We start from the raw sequence: 15,283 nt of genomic DNA on the forward strand, positions 1-15,283 counted from the left end.
CGCGTTCACACCTTGTCAGGGCCGCCGTTGCCGGATCAGGTCGAGCAAGGCCTCGGCCGCGGGTGAGAGGGAGCGGTCCCGGCGTCGCACCAGATAGACCTGCCGGCTGAGTCCGGGCAGGGGAAGTGGCCGGGTGTGCAGCCCCGGCTGCTCGAAGTGGAACAGCGTCAGCGTCGGCACCACGCTGATGCCCAGGCCTGCGCGCACCATGCCCATCACGGTGGCCAACTGCTCCACCTCCATCAAGGTGCGCAGCGGCTGCGGATGCAGGGCCGCTTCCAGGTACTGCCGCACGCTGCTCGTGCGCGCCAGGTGGATAAAGGGCCAGTCGCCCAGGTCGGCAGCGGTCAGCTTGCGGCGGCGCACCAGCGGATGGTCGTCGCGGCAGACCAGGTGGAATTCATCGCTGCAGAAGGGCTCGGCCTGCAGCTGGGGCGTGTCGGCGCGGATGGCGGCCAGCGCGAAGTCGGCGCTGCCACCGGCCACCCGCTCGATGCAGGGCTCGGAGAGCACGTCCGCGATCTCCAGCACGATGCCGGGATGGGCCTCGCGGAACTCTGCCAGCACCTGCGGCAGCCAGCCCGCGGCCAGCGAGGGCAGCAGCGCCAGCGAGACGCGCCCGCGCCGCAGCTGGGCGCTGTCGCGGGCGGCGTCGAGCGCCGCGTCGATCTCGGCACGGATGCGCTCGGCCGCCGCCATGAAGTTGCGGCCCTCGTCAGTCAGCGCCACATGGCGGGTGCTGCGGTCGAACAGGCGCAGCCCCAGGCCATCCTCCAGCGTGCGGATCAGCGCGCTGAAGGCCGGCTGCGACAGGTGGCACTGCTCGGCCGCGCGGGTGAAGCTGCGCGCGGTCGCCAGTGCAAGAAAGGCGTCGAGCTGCCGGCTGCTGAGATTCATCTGTTGAACGGATAAATTGATCCTGACAATCTATTTCACAGAATAACGCGCCCATCCTAGAGTGCCGGCTGGAGACACGCATGGCATTGAAGGAACGACTGCTGATCGGCTGCGCCGCCGGCTTCTCGGGCGACCGGGTGGACGCCGCCGCGCCCGTGGTGCGCGAGCTGATCGCCCGCGGCCAGAGCGCTGTGCTGATCTTCGAGACCCTGGCCGAGCGCACCCTGGCGCTGGCCCAGCTGGCCCGCCGCGACAACCCCGATGCCGGCTTCGAGCCCCTGTTGGACGAACTGCTGCGTCCCGTGCTGGCCGACTGCCTGGCCCATGGCATCCGCATCGTCAGCAACTTCGGCGCCGCCAATCCGCATGGCGCGGCGCGGCGCATCCAGCAGCTGGCGCGCGGCCTCGGCCTGCGCGCGCCGCGCATCGCCGTCGTGCATGGTGACGACCTGTCCGGGCCCGAGCATCACGACCTGCTGGCCCAGTGCCTGGGCGCCGCCATGCCAGCCGAGCCACCGGTCAGCGCCAACGCCTACATCGGGGCCGAGGCCATCGCCAACGCCCTGCGCGCGGGCGCGGACATCGTCGTCGCCGGCCGCGTGGCCGACCCGGCACTGGCCCTGGGACCGGCGCTGGCGCACTACGGCTGGGCCCTGGACGACTGGGACCGCCTGGCCGGCGCCACCATGGCCGGTCACCTGCTGGAATGCGGCGCACAGGTCACCGGTGGCTACTTCGCCGACCCCGGCTACAAGGACGTGCCGGGCCTGGCCACGCTGGGCTACCCCATCGCCGAGATCGAGGCCGATGGCAGCTGCATGCTGTTCAAGCCCGAGGGCACCGGCGGCCGGCTGGATCTGCACACCGTCAAGGAACAGCTGCTCTACGAGCTGCATGACCCCGGCGCCTACCTGACGCCCGACGTGGTGGCCGACATCCGCGAGGCCGAGGTGCTGCAGACGCCCGAAGGTGTGCGGCTGCAGGGTGTGCGCGGCCATGCGCGGCCGGCCACGCTCAAGGTCAATGTGTGCCATGCCACCGGCTGGTTCGCCGAAGGCGAGATCAGCTACGCGGGCGCCCGCGCACTGGGCCGGGCCCGCCTGGCCGGCGAGGTGCTGCGCGAGCGCCTGCGCGATGCCGGCCCGCTGCGTGTGGACCTGATCGGCGCCTGCAGCATCTTCGGCGACGACGAGGGCCGGGCACTGGCTGCGGTGCTCGATCAGGCCGCCGCCGCGACCCAGGACGCGCTGCGCGACATCCGCCTGAGGGTCGCCATCCAGCACACCGATGCGGATGTCGCCCGCCGCCTGGTGCGGGAGGTGACGGCCCTGTACTGCTGCGGCCCGGCCGGCGGCGGTGGCGTGCGCACGGGCATGCGGCCGCGCCTGGGCACGGTCTCCTGCCTGGTGCCGCGCGAAGCGGTGAACACCGGCTACTTCATGGTCGACTGACCGGAGCTGCGACATGACTGCCACCCCGCTTCCCGACGTCGGCCCGGACCCGATCGTCGTTCCCCTGCACCGGCTGGCCCACGGCCGCACCGGCGACAAGGGCAACCGCTCCAACATCAGCGTGATCGCCTGGCATGCGGACCTGTGGCCGCTGCTGGTCGAGCAGGTGACCGAAGACGCCGTCGCCACGCTGTTCGCCCACCGCCGGCCCAGCCGCGTAACGCGGCACCTGCTGCCGAAGCTCCAGGCCATGAACTTCGTGCTCGACGACGTGCTCGACGGCGGCGTCAACGACGCCCTCAACCTCGACAGCCATGGCAAGGCGCTGTCGTACCTGCTGCTCGACCTGCCGGTGCGGGTGCCTGCCGCGCTGCGCGGGCATCTGGCCGGCCCACCCATCGACTGACGACTTTCCTTCATCCACCCCCGACCCGAGGAGACAAGAGACATGAAGCGATTCCCGCCCCTGCACCGACGCACCTGGCTGGCCGCCGCGCTGGCCGCCGCCACGCTGCCCGGCCTGGCGCAGGCCCAGACCTATCCGGCCAAGCCGGTCACCTTCGTCGTGCCCTTCGCGGCTGGCAGCGCCACCGACCAGTTGGCGCGCGCGCTCGGCCAGTCCTTCACCGAGCAGACCGGTCAGTCGGTGGTGGTGGACAACCGCGCCGGCGCCAGCGGCATGATCGCGGCGCAGTACGTGGCCAAGGCGGCGGCCGACGGCTACATGGTGCTGATCACCACCAACACCACGCACGCGGCCAACGAGCACCTCTACCGCAAGCTCTCCTACGACCCGGTGAAGGACTTCGCGCCCATCACGGGCCTGGGCAAGGGCGGACAGGTGCTGGTGGTCAACGCCAGTGCGCCCTACAAGAACGTCGGCGAGCTGCTGGCCGCCGCGAAGAAGAACCCCGGCAAGATGAGCTTCGGCAGCGGCAGCTCGTCCAGCCGCGTGGCGGGCGAGATGCTCAAGCAGATGGCGCAGGTGGACATCCTGCACGTGCCCTACAAGAGCAACCCGCTGGCCATCACCGACCTGCTGGGCGGGCAGATCGACATGATGATCACCGACACCTCCACCGGCGTGCCGCAGATCAAGGCCGGCAAGCTGCGCGCGCTAGGCTATTCCACGCAGAAGCGCAGCACGCAGCTGCCCGACGTGCCCACGCTGGACGAGGCCGGGGTGAAGGGCTACGACATGGGCTACTGGTTCGCCGCCTACGCGCCGGCCGGCACGCCCGCACCGGTGGTCGCGAAGCTGAACGAGGTGCTGGGCAAGGCCACGAAGAGCGCCGCCGCCAAGGGCTTCTTCGACGGCTCCGGTTCCGAGCCCTGGACCACCACGCCCGAAGAACTGGCCCGCTTCCAGGCCGGCGAGACGCGCAAGTGGGGCCAGGTGATCAAGGCGGCGGGCATCGAGGCCGAATAGCCGCCGGGGCGGCCGCGGGCGTTCAGCGCGTCCCGGTCGCCTGACCCATGCGCCGCAGCCGCGGCGTGACCATCGGCACGGTCAGCATGGTGCTGGCCACCGCCATCAGCAGCAGGGCGGTGAACGTGGTGCTGGTGATGATCGCCTTGTCCAGCAGCACGTTGGCAAAGATGATCATGATCAGCGCCTTGGTCTGCAGCAGCCAGCCGATCAGCATCCCCTCGCCGCGGGCCCAGCCCAGGATGCGGCCGGCCAGTCCCAGGCCGGCCAGCTTGCCGGCCACCGAGGCCGCCAGCAGCAGCGCGGCGGCCCCGAACACGGCATAGCCGCCCACCTGCCAGCTGGTGCGCAGCCCCGTGCTCAAAAAGAACACCGGCATGATCACCAGCAGCACATGGTGACGCAGCAGGTCCATGTGTTCCTGGTCAAACCAGTCGCCGTCCATCACCACGCCGGCGATGAAGGCGCCGACCATGTAGTGCAGGCCGGACCAGTCGGCGCCCAGGCCGCAGGCCGCCAGCCAGATCAGGCCCAGGTACCAGCGGTCGCGCTCGGGCACGCGACGCATCAGCCGCCGGAACAGCGCCGAGGCCACGGCAAACACCAGCAGGAAACCCACCTGCCGGCCCACGCGCTCCCAGTCGGTCAGGATCACCGCCAGCACGCCCCAGATGGCGATGTCGTCCAGGCTGGCGTAGCGCAGGATGCGCTGGCCCAGCGGCTGGCGCAGGATTTCCAGCTTTTCCATCAGCAGGATCAGGATCGGCAGGGCCGTCACCGCGCAGGCCATGCCGATGCCCAGCACGAACTGCCAGCGCTGGGCCTGCGCGCCCATCCAGCCCGGTTGCGTCAGCAGCACCAGCGCGGCAGCGCTGCCCAGCAGCAGCGGCACGCCCAGCGCCAGGCCGGCGGTCACGCTGCTTTCGCCGCGGTGCGTCCAGGCCTTGCGCAGGTCCAGCTCGATGCCGGCGATCCACACGAAGAGCATCACCGCCCACTGCGCCACGCCGTTGAGCGACTGGATCACCGGCGCGCTGAACACGAACTGGTAGTAGTCGGGAAAGGCCGCGCCGAGCACGCCTGGGCCCAGCAGGATGCCCATGATGATCTGCACCACCACCAGCGGCGCGAAGTAGTCGGTACGTCCCAGCCGCCACAGCAGGTAGGGCAGGGTGAAGACGATCAGCATCGCGATCAGGAAGACTTCGGAAACGGTCATCGGCACTCGGGGTCTGGGAAGGCCGCGGCAGTGTGACATGGCTCCGGATCGGCCGAAGGGCGTAGTACGGCCCCAACACCGCACCCGCGGCCAGGGTTGCCGGCTTGGGGTTAGCCTTGGTGCATGTCCGCCCTTCCCCTGAATGCCGCGCGGGCGGCGCCCCTGCCTTCCAACCCGCCCCCGCCCGCGCCGGGACAGCCGCCGGCCTCGCCGCCGATCATCATTCCGCCGCCGGCCGGTGACCCGCCGCCGGACGAACTGCCCGTCACCGATCCGCCCGCAGCGCCGCCCGTGGGCGATCCACCCCGCCCCGTGGCGGCGCTGGGCCGCGTGCACATGCGCCGCCTGCGCGAGGTCTACCGCTCGGCCGGCTGGCCCTGCTGCGATGTCATCGAAGTGGACCTGCTGGCGGCCGGGCTGCTGGAGCGCGTCCGCTCCGCCCTGGGCCACGAGACCGTGCGCCTGAGCGATAGCGGTCTGGCGCAGCTGGCCGGCGCCCTGGCCGGCAACCGCGGCGCGATGTCGGCCCACGAGTCGCTCGTCGAGCAGGTGGCGCGCGAGATGACCCGCGGTGGCCGCATCGCCTGGCGCGGCCTGAGCCTGCGCGCCCGCCTGGCGCCGCTGGAGCCGGACGGCCCCGCCCGCTGGTGCATCGCCCGGCCCGATGTCTTCTCGATCCGCAACACCACCGTCGAGGCCTACGCCCATCCCGTCGTGCACGAGGTCAAGGTCAGCCGCGCCGACCTGCTGGGCGATCTGCGCCGCCCCGACAAGCGCGCCGCCTACCTCGACCTGGGCGGCGAGTGCTGGTATGTGCTGGGCAACGATGCCCGCGGCCGACCCATCGGCGGACCGGAGGACGTGCCTGCCGAATGCGGCGTGATGCTGCTGGAGGGGGCGCGGCTCACCGTCGCGCGCGCCGCGGTGCACCGTCCGGTGGAGCGTTTGCCCTTCGGTGTGTGGATGGCCCTGGCCAAGGCACAGCCCGTGGCGGGCTTCGATGACGAGGCGCAGCAGTGGCTGATGGGCGTCGAAACCGGCGCGGATCCGGCTTTGACACGATAGACTGCAAATAATTGTTAACAGAGTGACGGGGCGCTTGGACCGGGACGGCGACAGGACCGGTTAGCCAGACGTCCGTCGTTCGTCCTCCGGGAATCGCCGCGCCGTGATCGCTGCGAACGTCCCGGCGCTGTGCCCCCATGATTTCAAGTCTTGAATCTGCGCGGCCCCACCATTGGGAGGCCTTGCGCCGTGACCTTCGCGCCGGCGACTGGGTTGCGCCCGTCTCCGATGAGGCCGATGTGCTGCCCGGCGGTGAGCTGTCCTTCGTATTTCGCCGGGGTGGCGAGATCGCTGTGGCCACCGGCCGCTGGGGGCTGGTCACCCGGGAGACGCTTCGCGCCGGGCTGCCGGCCGCTTTGCGTGCCCGCACGGCCCTGATCCGCGACGACGAACTGGGCAAGCTGCAGGTGCGCAGTGCCTGGCAGGGCGCGCAGCAGTGCCTGGTGCCCGTGGCCGCGCTGCAGGTGCCCGACCACCGCAACCCCGACGGCGATCCCTGGTCCACGCGCATTTCACGCCGGGACGAGGGGCCGCTGTACCTGGCCGGCCTCTGGAGCAGTTGGGCGGACGAAAACGGCGTGCGGCGCCTGAGCGTGGGCCTGCTCACCGTCGATGCCACCGGCCATCCGCTCATGGGCAACTATGGCCCGCCCGGCAAGCCGCGCCGCATGCCGGTGATCCTGCCGCGCGGCCTGGGCCGGGCCTGGCTGCTCGCGCAGGGCGAGGAGCGCGCGGCCTTCCTGCGGCCGCTGCCTGCCGCACAGCTCAGCGCCGTCTGCGTGGAAAAGGGCGGGGATGCGTTGCCCGCGGCCACGACGCCCGAAGTCGTCTGGCCGCCCGCGCCTTCGACGGAAGTGCGTCGCCAGAGCCTGCTCCTGGTGGACGACGAGCCCAGCAACCTGCAGCTGCTGCGCCTTTCGCTGCAGGCCGACTACCACCTCATCTTCGCGACCGAGGGCGGGCGCGCCATCGAGCTGGCACGCGAGCGCCGGCCCGACCTGATCCTGCTCGACCTGATGATGCCGGGCGTGGACGGCTATGCCGTGTGCGAGGCGTTGAAAGCCGACCCGGGCACCGCGCACATCCCCATCGTCTTCTGCACCGCGGTGCATGACGGCGACGCCGAAGCCAAGGCGCTGCGCCTGGGTGCGGCCGACTACATCACCAAGCCCTTCTATCCGCATGTGGTGGCGGCGCGGGTGCGCACGCACATGGCGACCCTGGGCATGCTGGCCGCACAGCAGTCCAGCCTGCGCCAGCTGCAGCGCCTGTGCGATGCGGCCGCCATGCGTGCCAATGTCAGTACCTCGCACATCCAGCGCATGAGCCAGACCGCGCATGAGATCGCGCTGGAGGCCGGTGCCCGTGCCGACTGGTGCGCCATGCTGCAAAGCTCCGCCCCGCTGCACGATCTGGGCATCGTGGCCGTGCCCGATGCGGTGCTGCGCAAGCCCGGGCCGCTCGATCCCGACGAGTGGACCGTGATGCGGGCCCATCCCTTGCTCGGTGCCCAGCTGATCGGCGACGACCCCTCGGACGTGCTCGGCATGGCGCGCGACATCGCCCTGTGCCACCACGAGCGCTGGGACGGCACCGGCTATCCATCGGGCCTGGCCGGCGAGCAGATTCCGCTGGCCGCGCGCATCGTGGCCATCGCAGACACCTTCGACGCCATGACCTCGTCGAGGCCCTACCGCCGCGCCATGAGCGAGGAGGAGGCGGCGGCCCACATCCGGGCGGGTGCAGGCGCCGCCTTCGAGCCCCGGCTGGTCGAAGCCTTTTCGCGCGCGCTGCCGCGCATCCTGCGGATGCGGCAGCGCTGGGTGTACGAGGTGGAGGGGGCGTACCGGGACGAGATCGCCGCGCCGGCGACGCTCGAAGCAGCGGACGCGCAGGACCGCCGCTGACGAAGCCTGTGGCCTCGCCGATTCCGGGTCGGATGCCGGAGCCCGGGTGCTACACTCCCGCGCTGTTTTCGCCAGGGCAGGCGAGACAGCCTTCAAGGCCCTCCGCGGGCCGTCCAGGCGGGTGTAGTTCAATGGCAGAACGGCAGCTTCCCAAGCTTCATACGAGGGTTCGATTCCCTTCACCCGCTCCAATCTCTCCCAATCCTTGAATTCGTCAAGAGATTCGGGGTCCTCCCTTTTCCGCCCAGCGTTCTCATGCAAATTCTCACCCGAGGTGCTTGGGCGCCCGTTTTAAGGCGGCCCGTGCGCAGCGATGAGCACGCCACGTTGGCGCGGACTCAGGGGGTGAACCCGCAATGTCGTCTGCAGGAAAATCCCCCTTGGTCCGCTGAATACGATCGCCAGCATTGAACTTTTTCTGCAAAAATGCAGACATTGTTCATGGGGGATGGGTCATGCTGCTGGAATTCCGGGTTCGGAACTTTCGTTCAATCCGCGACGAGCAGGCACTGAACCTGATTGCGTCCGCCGACAAGGAACTGGCTGCAACCCACCTGGTGCCCACCGGGCTGAAGTCAGCGCCGCATGCCTTGCGCGCCGTGGTGGTTTACGGGCCCAACGCCAGTGGCAAGTCCAGCCTGCTACGTGCGTTGGACTACATGCGGGCCGTGGTGACCGAGTCGGCCACCGTCATCCAGCCGGGCCAGACTTACAACGTGCAGCCCTTCAAGCTGGACCCGGCCACGGCCCACCAGCCCAGCGAGTTCGAGATCACCTTCCTGCTGTCGGGGGTGCGCCACCAGTACGCGTTCGCGCTGACCCCACAGCGCATCCTCAGCGAGTCGCTGCTGGTCTACCGAAGCAGCAAGCCCACCCAGCTCTTCAGCAGGCACCACATCGATGGCGACGGCGACGACTACGAGTTCAGCGCCTATCTGACCGGCCCTCGCAAGCTGTGGCAGGAGAGCACGCGGCCCAATGCGCTCTTCCTGTCCATGGCAGCCCAGCTCAACAGTGAACAGCTCAGCCCGGTGTTCAACTGGATCGTGCGCAACATCACGTTCCTCCCGGCCGGGGCCACTGTGTTGCCTGACTTCACCACGGCGCTGCTGGCGACAGAGCAAGGCCGGGCCTCGATCCGCGAGTTCCTGTCCGCTGCCGACATCTCCATCGCCGACGTTCAGGCGGTCCCCCGCAAGGGCATGCAGGCCCAATGGGTGATGAGCGCCAGCGGGCTGCAAACCAGCCAGGAGGAGCGTGAGTTCTTGATGCCTGTGTTCGAACACAGCACGCCCAAGGGGGCCGCCAAGTTCGAGTTGCATGACGAGTCCGAAGGCACGCAGCGTCTGTATGGCCTGATTGCGCCGGTGCTGGATTGCCTGCGTGACGGACGCGTGCTGATCGTGGATGAACTGGACAGCAGCTTGCACACCCTGCTGGTGCGTCGTCTGGTCACCATGTTCCAGACGCCCGAGCTAAACCCCAACGGCGCGCAGCTGATCTTCAGCACCCACGACACCTCGCTGCTGGACCACACCCTATTCCGGCGCGACCAGATCTGGTTCACCGAGAAGGACGAGGACCAGGCGACTCGCCTGTATCCGCTGACCGACTTCAGCCCCCGCAAGCAAGAGGCCTGGGAGCGGGGCTACCTGGGCGGCCGCTACGGCGCCGTGCCCTTCTTCAGCGATTGGCCTGCGCCAGCCAAGGCCGGGCTGCAGTGAGGCGATGGGCAAAGACAACCAACCCAAGCATCGGCAGGCCGCGCGGGATCTGAAGCGGCGCGCGGCCGTGCGGCAGCCCTATGAGCGACTGTTGATCGTCTGTGAGGGCGAGAAGACCGAACCGCAGTATCTGTGTGAGATTCAGCGGGCTTACCGACTGGCAACGGCGCATGTTCGGGTGCTTCACAGCCAGTTCGGGACCGAGCCGCAGCAGGTGCTGGAGTACGCGCTGGCCGTCTTCAAGAACGGCGACCGAGACACTGGCCTCCATCCCCGCGAGTTCGACCGGATCATCGTGGTCTTCGACCGCGACGAGCACCAGAGCTATCACGCCGCACTGGCCCAGGCTGCAGCGCAGAACGGCAAGCTTCGCAATGACAACGGGGTGGCGGTGCCGGTGCAAGCCGTGGCGTCGGTGCCCTGCTTCGAGCTCTGGCTGCTGCTGCATTTCGAGGATGTGCTGGCACCGTTGCACCGGCGCGAGGCGCTGGAGCGGCTGAATGTTCATCTGCCCGGCTATGAGAAAGGCGGGGGCGGTCATTGGGCGGCCACGCATGCTCGATTGGGCGATGCCACGGTGCGTGCGAATCGGCTGGCTGAGCTCGCCAATGCCTTTGACGGCACCCAGCCGTACACCGCAATGCACGAACTCGTCTCGCGGCTCGTGCACCTGAAAGACACTGATCCACGACTGCACGGCGGCGCCGACCCGTGATCCCCTGGGCGTCCGGCCGTCCTAAGGGCCGGAACACGCGTCGGATCGGCGACGGTCTTGGAGATGGCTGAAAATGCACCTTCCAGCATTTTCGGAGCTGCGCCATGCGCCAGGTCGGTCTGATCCTCGAAGACGGTTTCCAACTCATGGGCTTGGCGGCACTGGCTGCCTTCGAACTGGCCAATACCGAGCTCGGCGCGGCGGGCTACCGGCTCACGGTGTTGTCCGAGCACGGTGGGACCGTGCGATCGTCGATGAACGCGGGCATCGAGACCATCCCCTTCGGCGTGATGCCCGACACGCTCATGGCGGCGGGTGAACTGGTGCCTTCCGACATCTCGCCGGGACTGCGCGAATTCGTGGCGCGTGCCGGCCAGGAGGCGCGGCGCGTGGCGGGGGTGTGCACCGGTGCCTTCGTGCTGGCGCAGGCGGGCCTGCTCGACGGACGCGCGGCAACCACGCACTGGGCGCATGCCCGCGACCTGCAGCAGCGCTTTCCCAAGGTGCGCGTGGACGAAGACCGCATCTTCATCCGCGACGGACCGATCTGGACCTCGGCCGGCATGTCGTCGGCCATCGACCTCACGCTGGCGCTGATCGAGGACGACCACGGCCCCGCGCTGTCGCGTTCGGTGGCGCGCAAGATGGTCGTCTACCACCGCCGGCCGGGCGGCCAGTCCCAGTTCTCGGCCATGCTCGAACTGGAGCCGCGCTCCGACCGCGTGCGGCGTGCCCTGACGCATGCGCGCGAGCACCTGCGCAATCCGCTGTCGGTCGAGGAACTGGCCGACGCCGCCAGCCTGTCGCCGCGGCAGTTCAGCCGGCTGTTCCGCGAAGAGACGGGCCAGTCGCCGGCCAAGGCGGTCGAGATGCTGAGGCTGGAGGCCGCGCGCGTCATGCTCGAGGAAGGCCGCCATCCGCTGGACGTGGTCGCGCGCGACACCGGATTCGCCGACCGCGATCGCATGCGTCGCGCCTTCCTGCGCCATTACGGACAGCCGCCCGCGGGCCTAAAGCGCAGCCTGCGCCTGATGGAAGACGAGGCCGCATGATGTCCTGAATTGCTGTTTCTGTGTCATTCGAGTCGTCCGGTCGAGGCCTAAGCTCAAGGCCTTCATCGCACAAGGACGAACGACATGACCTCCGCAACGCGCAATCAATGGCTGCCGACGAGCCACGGACGCCTGGCCATCCGTGAAGACGGGCCGCAGGGCGGCATCCCGCTGGTGCTGCTGCAGCGCTTCCGCGGCACCCTGGACGACTGGGACCCGGCCTTCATCCAGGCCATCGCGGCGGAGCGCCGCGTGATCCGCTTCGACAGCGCTGGCATTGGCCGCTCCGAGGGCCGGGTTCCGGACAGCATCGCCGGCATGGCCGCGGTGGCGGCCGAGGTGATCGTGGCACTGGGGCTGCCGCAGGCCGACGTGCTCGGCTGGTCGCTGGGCGGCGTGGTGGCGCAGCAACTGGCGCTCGATGCCCCGCACCTGGTGCGTCGGCTGGTGGTGGCGGGTTCGAGCCCCGGTGGCATCACCGACGGGCCGCAGCCCCATCCCCGCGTGCCGCAGGTGATGACGCGCGGCGTTAACGACGCGCCCGACTTCCTTTTCCTGTTCTATCCCGAGACCGAGACGGCCGTGGCCGCCGGCAAGGCCTCGCTGGCGCGCATCGCCGCCCAGGCCGACATCGGCCCGGCCGTCACGGCCGAGGCCTTCATGGCGCAGGTCAAGGCCATCTCGGCCTGGCCGGGCGTGCTCCACCGCGCGCGGGAGCTGCGCCTGCCGATGCTCGTGGCCAATGGCGCCCACGACGTGATGCTGCCGGCCTACCGCTCGTACGTGCTGTCGCAGCAGGCGCCCGACGCCAGGCTGGTGCTCTACCCGGATGCGGGCCATGCCTTCCTGTTCCAGGAGATCGAGGACTTCGCGGCCCAGCTCGACCTCTTCCTCGCCTGATCCCCCCCTCATTCATCGAAAGGACTTCATCATGCAAATGACCGGCAACACCCTCTTCATCACCGGCGCCACCTCCGGCATCGGCCGTGCACTGGCCGAGCAGTTCCACCGCCTGGGCAACAAGGTGATCATCGCGGGCCGCCGCCAGGCGCTGCTCGACGAAGTGGCCTGGGCCAACCCCGGCATCGAGGGCGTGGCGCTCGACATCGAGAACCCGGCCGACATCGACCGCGTGGCCGCGCAGCTGATCCGCGACTACCCGACGCTGAACGTGCTGATCAACAACGCCGGCATCATGCCCTTCGACGATCCCTCGGGCCGGATCGACGATGCCGTCTCGCGCCGCATCCTGGACACCAACCTGCTCGGGCCGATCCGCCTGACCTCGGCGCTGATCGAGCACCTCAAGGCCCAGCCGCGCGCCACCATCATCTACAACACCTCGGTGCTGGCCTATGTGCCGATTGCCACCAACGCGGTCTATTCGGCCTCGAAGGCGGCGCTGCATTCCTACGCGCTGTCGCAGCGCTTCATGCTCAAGGGCAGCACCGTCACCGTGCAGGAGATCGCCCCGCCCTGGGTGGACACCGACCTCATCAAGAAGAGCGGCGATCCGCGCGCCATGCCGCTGGACGCATTCATCGCCGAAACGATGAAGGGCCTGGCGACCGAGGCGCCCGAGGTCTTCGTCGAGGCGATCCGCGCCCTGCGCGACAACCCCGGCGTGGCCGAGCATGCGCTGGTGGACGGCTTCAACGCCGAGATCGCCGCCAACCCGATCCCGGTGTAGCCATGCGCCCTCTGGTCCCCGCGGGCTTCCTGGCCCTCGGCACATTCGCCATCGGCACCGAGGGCTTCATGATCGCGCCCTTGCTGCCGGTCATGGCGCAGGACTTCGGCCTGCCGATCACGCATGTGGCGCTGCTGGTGGTGGTGTTCACGCTGGTGCTGGCCCTGTCCTCGCCCCTGAGCACGGTGGCCACCGGCCGCCTGCGGCGCAAGCCGGTGCTGCTGCTGGCCATGTCGCTGTTCGCGGTGGGCAATGTGCTGGCCGCGCTGTCCTCGTCCTTCGCGCTGCTGCTCGTCGCACGGGTGCTGATGGCGGTGGCGGCCGGGCTCTACGTGCCCGCGGCCAATGGCCTGGCCGGCGTGATCGTGCCGCCCGAGATGCGCGGGCGAGCGCTGGCCATCGTCAGTGCCGGACAGACGCTCGCCATCGCCCTGGGCCTGCCGCTGGGCGGGCTCATCGGCCACACCTTCGGCTGGCGGGCCACCTTCCTGCTAGTGGGCGGCATGAGCACGGTCGCCATCGTGGGCATCCTGCTCGGCATTGACGCGCGGGCCGGGCAGGGCCTGGCGGTGGCAAGCCTGCGCGAGCGGGTCGCGGTGGTGCGCCAGGCGCCGGTGCTGCGGCTGCTGGGCGTCAGCCTGGCCTGGGCCTTCGGCGCCTTCGCCGCCTATCCCTATGTGGCCGAATACCTGGCCGCCGTGCTCGGCTTCGGCCCGGTGGCGATCACGGCCACGGTGTCGCTGTGGGGCCTGTGCGCGGCGGCCGGCGTGATGACCGGCGGCATCCTCAACGACCGCTTCGGGGCGGACCGGGTGGTGCGAGGCTCGCTCGCGCTGCTGGCGCTGGCCTTCGCGGTGCTGGCCGTGGCCACGCTATTGCCGCGACCTCTGGCCCTGCTGCCGGTGCTGGCGGCGATCAGCCTGTGGGGCTTCACCGTCTGGTCCTTCTTCCCGGCGCAGATGTCGCGGCTCATCGGTGCCGGTGGCCCTGCGCAGGCGCCGGTGGCGCTGGCCCTCGACACCTCGACCATGTACTTCGGCTTCTCGGCCGGCAGCGCCATCGGCGCCGCCGTGCTGGGCGCCGGTGCAGTCTGGGGCATCGGGGCGGTGGCGGCGGCGGCCGAGGTCGTTGCCCTGGGCTTGAACGCGGCGCTTTGGCGCCATGCCCGGAGCGTCAATGCTCGTGGGAGGGAATGCACCCAGTGACGGGGCGCGCTCCCACCGCCGTCAGCAACCCGACGTCGTCGGTCGCACACCGACGTCGTGCTGCGCAAGCAACTGGGCGACCACGCTGGCGCCCATGTGGTCGTCGGGGTCCAGCAGGCGCAGGTGGTCCAGCCGTTCGGCGGCCTGCGCCGGCTCGCCGCGCCGCAGCAGGATGAAGGCCTGGGCCTTCAGCGTGAACAGCCAGAAGCGCGCGGCGCCGGGTTGCAGGTAGTCCGCCCTGCTGACGGGCTTCACAACGCTGGCGCGTATATTGCGGCCCAACCGTTATGTACTGAACTACGTAGCAAATGTCGCAAAACCTCCCGCCCGCTCTGTCGGATCTGTCCCAAAGCCTCCAGGCCACCGACTGGCATCCCCTGCTGCTCTCGCTCAAGGTGGCGGGCGTGGCGACCGTGCTGGCCCTGGTGGCGGGCACGGCGCTGGGCTGGCTGTTCGCCCGCCGGCGCTTCGCCGGCAGCAGCCTGCTGGAGGCGATCTGCATCCTCCCCCTGGTGCTGCCGCCCACGGTGATCGGCTATGCCATCCTCGTTCTGGCCGGGCGGCGCAGCGTGGTGGGCGGCTGGCTGTACGAGTACTTTGGCTACACGGTCGTCTTCAACTGGCACGGGGCCGTCGTCGCCTCGGCCGTGGTGGCCCTGCCGCTGGTGCTCAAGTCGGCCAGCGCCGCCTTCGGCGGCGTGGATCGCAGCCTGGAGGCCGCAGCCCGCACCTTGCGCCAGTCGGCCTGGAGCAGCTTCGTGCGCGTGACGCTGCCCCTGGCCTGGCCCGGCATCCTGGCCGGCACGCTGCTGGCGTTCGCTCGCGCGATGGGCGAGTTCGGCGCCTCGCTGATGGTGGCCGGCTCGATTCCCGGCCAGACCCAGACCGCCTCCATGGCCATCTACGACGCGGTGCAAGCCGGCCGTGAC

Annotated in this window: 15 protein-coding genes and 1 tRNA gene; 13 read left to right on the forward strand and 3 right to left on the reverse strand. The window is 69.7% G+C overall.

Annotated features, from left to right (window positions below):
• Window positions 1-15: 15 nt before the first annotated feature.
• Window positions 16-897 (reverse strand): LysR family transcriptional regulator, encoded by an 882-nt coding sequence (locus tag QZ772_RS22940; protein ID WP_295531553.1) that lies wholly within the window; start codon window positions 895-897, stop codon window positions 16-18.
• Between the two features lie 80 nt (window positions 898-977).
• On the opposite strand from QZ772_RS22940, the gene QZ772_RS22945 reads away from it, so the two are divergent.
• From QZ772_RS22945 to QZ772_RS22955, 3 genes are read left to right on the forward strand one after another with little or no spacing between them, the layout of a single operon-like run.
• On the forward strand, window positions 978-2,348 hold the full coding sequence (locus QZ772_RS22945) for an acyclic terpene utilization AtuA family protein (protein WP_295531556.1): 1,371 nt from the start codon (window positions 978-980) through the stop codon (window positions 2,346-2,348).
• Window positions 2,349-2,361: 13 nt separating this feature from the next.
• Window positions 2,362-2,754 (forward strand): hypothetical protein, encoded by a 393-nt coding sequence (locus QZ772_RS22950; protein ID WP_295531561.1) that lies wholly within the window; start codon window positions 2,362-2,364, stop codon window positions 2,752-2,754.
• A gap of 42 nt (window positions 2,755-2,796) precedes the next feature.
• Window positions 2,797-3,777 (forward strand): tripartite tricarboxylate transporter substrate binding protein, encoded by a 981-nt coding sequence (locus tag QZ772_RS22955; RefSeq protein ID WP_295531564.1) that lies wholly within the window; start codon window positions 2,797-2,799, stop codon window positions 3,775-3,777.
• A gap of 22 nt (window positions 3,778-3,799) precedes the next feature.
• Here the strand turns inward: QZ772_RS22955 and QZ772_RS22960 are convergent, their stop codons facing one another.
• A complete protein-coding gene (locus tag QZ772_RS22960) occupies window positions 3,800-4,996 on the reverse strand; it encodes a cation:proton antiporter (RefSeq protein WP_295531567.1) in 1,197 nt (398 codons plus the stop codon).
• A gap of 123 nt (window positions 4,997-5,119) precedes the next feature.
• Between QZ772_RS22960 and QZ772_RS22965 the strand changes: the two genes are divergently transcribed.
• The 9 genes from QZ772_RS22965 (at window position 5,120) to QZ772_RS23010 (ending at window position 14,354) form a co-directional block, all read left to right on the forward strand.
• The gene (locus tag QZ772_RS22965) at window positions 5,120-6,061 is read left to right on the forward strand and encodes a hypothetical protein (protein ID WP_295531569.1); all 942 of its coding nucleotides are present in this window, start codon (window positions 5,120-5,122) and stop codon (window positions 6,059-6,061) included.
• Between the two features lie 182 nt (window positions 6,062-6,243).
• The gene (locus QZ772_RS25535; protein ID WP_366510631.1) at window positions 6,244-7,968 is read left to right on the forward strand and encodes an HD domain-containing phosphohydrolase; all 1,725 of its coding nucleotides are present in this window, start codon (window positions 6,244-6,246) and stop codon (window positions 7,966-7,968) included.
• 117 nt (window positions 7,969-8,085) lie between these two features.
• Window positions 8,086-8,159, forward strand: a tRNA-Gly gene (locus QZ772_RS22980).
• A gap of 264 nt (window positions 8,160-8,423) precedes the next feature.
• Window positions 8,424-9,692, forward strand: coding sequence for an ATP/GTP-binding protein (locus tag QZ772_RS22985; RefSeq protein WP_295531572.1), 1,269 nt, complete (start codon window positions 8,424-8,426; stop codon window positions 9,690-9,692).
• Between the two features lie 4 nt (window positions 9,693-9,696).
• On the forward strand, window positions 9,697-10,407 hold the full coding sequence (locus tag QZ772_RS22990; RefSeq protein WP_295531575.1) for an RloB family protein: 711 nt from the start codon (window positions 9,697-9,699) through the stop codon (window positions 10,405-10,407).
• A gap of 104 nt (window positions 10,408-10,511) precedes the next feature.
• Entirely contained in the window at window positions 10,512-11,459 is a 948-nt protein-coding gene (locus tag QZ772_RS22995) for a GlxA family transcriptional regulator (protein ID WP_295531578.1), read from the forward strand.
• An 84-nt stretch (window positions 11,460-11,543) separates the two neighbouring features.
• A complete protein-coding gene (locus QZ772_RS23000) occupies window positions 11,544-12,359 on the forward strand; it encodes an alpha/beta hydrolase (protein ID WP_295531581.1) in 816 nt (271 codons plus the stop codon).
• A 31-nt stretch (window positions 12,360-12,390) separates the two neighbouring features.
• Window positions 12,391-13,149 (forward strand): SDR family NAD(P)-dependent oxidoreductase, encoded by a 759-nt coding sequence (locus QZ772_RS23005; RefSeq protein ID WP_295531584.1) that lies wholly within the window; start codon window positions 12,391-12,393, stop codon window positions 13,147-13,149.
• A 2-nt stretch (window positions 13,150-13,151) separates the two neighbouring features.
• A complete protein-coding gene (locus QZ772_RS23010; protein WP_295531587.1) occupies window positions 13,152-14,354 on the forward strand; it encodes an MFS transporter in 1,203 nt (400 codons plus the stop codon).
• A 21-nt stretch (window positions 14,355-14,375) separates the two neighbouring features.
• Here QZ772_RS23010 and QZ772_RS23015 read toward each other — a convergent pair whose 3' ends face one another.
• Complete coding sequence (locus QZ772_RS23015; protein WP_295531590.1) at window positions 14,376-14,609, reverse strand: hypothetical protein; 234 nt, start codon at window positions 14,607-14,609, stop codon at window positions 14,376-14,378.
• A 53-nt stretch (window positions 14,610-14,662) separates the two neighbouring features.
• Between QZ772_RS23015 and modB the strand changes: the two genes are divergently transcribed.
• The coding region (gene modB, locus QZ772_RS23020; RefSeq protein ID WP_295531592.1) for a molybdate ABC transporter permease subunit at window positions 14,663-15,283 on the forward strand (621 nt) is incomplete at its 3' end.

Source organism: uncultured Pseudacidovorax sp., assembly GCF_913773995.1.
Taxonomy (GTDB): Bacteria; Pseudomonadota; Gammaproteobacteria; order Burkholderiales; family Burkholderiaceae_C; genus Xenophilus.

Excerpts from the sequence above, each read along its gene's own strand:
- QZ772_RS22940 (WP_295531553.1), bottom strand. The coding sequence starts at position 897 with ATGAATCTCAGCAGCCGGCAGCTCGACGCCTTTCTTGCACTGGCGACC.
- QZ772_RS22945 (WP_295531556.1), top strand. The coding sequence starts at position 978 with ATGGCATTGAAGGAACGACTGCTGATCGGCTGCGCCGCCGGCTTCTCG.
- QZ772_RS22950 (WP_295531561.1), top strand. The coding sequence starts at position 2,362 with ATGACTGCCACCCCGCTTCCCGACGTCGGCCCGGACCCGATCGTCGTT.
- QZ772_RS22955 (WP_295531564.1), top strand. The coding sequence starts at position 2,797 with ATGAAGCGATTCCCGCCCCTGCACCGACGCACCTGGCTGGCCGCCGCG.
- QZ772_RS22960 (WP_295531567.1), bottom strand. The coding sequence starts at position 4,996 with ATGACCGTTTCCGAAGTCTTCCTGATCGCGATGCTGATCGTCTTCACC.
- QZ772_RS22965 (WP_295531569.1), top strand. The coding sequence starts at position 5,120 with ATGTCCGCCCTTCCCCTGAATGCCGCGCGGGCGGCGCCCCTGCCTTCC.
- QZ772_RS22985 (WP_295531572.1), top strand. The coding sequence starts at position 8,424 with ATGCTGCTGGAATTCCGGGTTCGGAACTTTCGTTCAATCCGCGACGAG.
- QZ772_RS22990 (WP_295531575.1), top strand. The coding sequence starts at position 9,697 with ATGGGCAAAGACAACCAACCCAAGCATCGGCAGGCCGCGCGGGATCTG.
- QZ772_RS22995 (WP_295531578.1), top strand. The coding sequence starts at position 10,512 with ATGCGCCAGGTCGGTCTGATCCTCGAAGACGGTTTCCAACTCATGGGC.
- QZ772_RS23000 (WP_295531581.1), top strand. The coding sequence starts at position 11,544 with ATGACCTCCGCAACGCGCAATCAATGGCTGCCGACGAGCCACGGACGC.
- QZ772_RS23005 (WP_295531584.1), top strand. The coding sequence starts at position 12,391 with ATGCAAATGACCGGCAACACCCTCTTCATCACCGGCGCCACCTCCGGC.
- QZ772_RS23010 (WP_295531587.1), top strand. The coding sequence starts at position 13,152 with ATGCGCCCTCTGGTCCCCGCGGGCTTCCTGGCCCTCGGCACATTCGCC.